The organism is Vibrio sp. 704 (genome assembly GCF_033339295.1).
Genome location: NZ_JAWOUH010000579.1, coordinates 1 through 635 on the forward strand (window position 1 = coordinate 1; position 635 = coordinate 635).

General features: G+C 43.6%; 1 pseudogene. It reads left to right on the forward strand.

Annotated features, from left to right (window positions below):
- Positions 1-271 precede the first annotated feature (271 nt).
- Positions 272-635 (forward strand): annotated as a pseudogene (locus tag R7R24_RS27860) (sensor histidine kinase); the annotation flags it as partial.

Genomic DNA, 635 nt, shown 5'->3' on the forward strand with positions numbered 1-635 from the left:
AGCGACGAGAAGTAACGTGAAGTCATCCAAAATAACTTCGCTTCGTTTGCTCTCTAACGGGACAAGATTGACTATTTAACCTCAAGTGAGCATAAACTGACCGCTATGTCACACAACGAACCAATCGCTTACTTGGCAAACAACCGTTACGTATTTATTGGTACGGAATACTACTTCTAAAATGCAGTTCGATTCCTAGTTAACGTTACCGCTCACAGCATCGTTTAATACCTTTTGATAACATGGCATTAAAAACTCCGGTGAGCTAATTGTGAACTTACTCAATCCCAAAGCCCTGCGTCATTTTCTATTGCTGTTGTTTGTTATCGGCATTTTAGGGCTTGCTCTTACGCATCACTACGCAACTCGCTATCAACACGATCAATGGCAACAAAAGCTCAAAAGCCAAGCGGCTCAAGTCTCACAAGAAGTCGACTACGAGCTGGCGAAGTTTGAACAAATTCCCAATTTGCTTAGCCATGACCCACGCTTGCTTGAAGCCGTTGAGAAAGGTGCACCGTCGACAGAACTGAACTTACTGTTGGCACAATGGCTGAAGCAAAGTTTGGCCGATACCATTTATGTCCATGATAAAACAGGCTTGGTTATCGCTTCGAGTAACTATCAACAGGCGG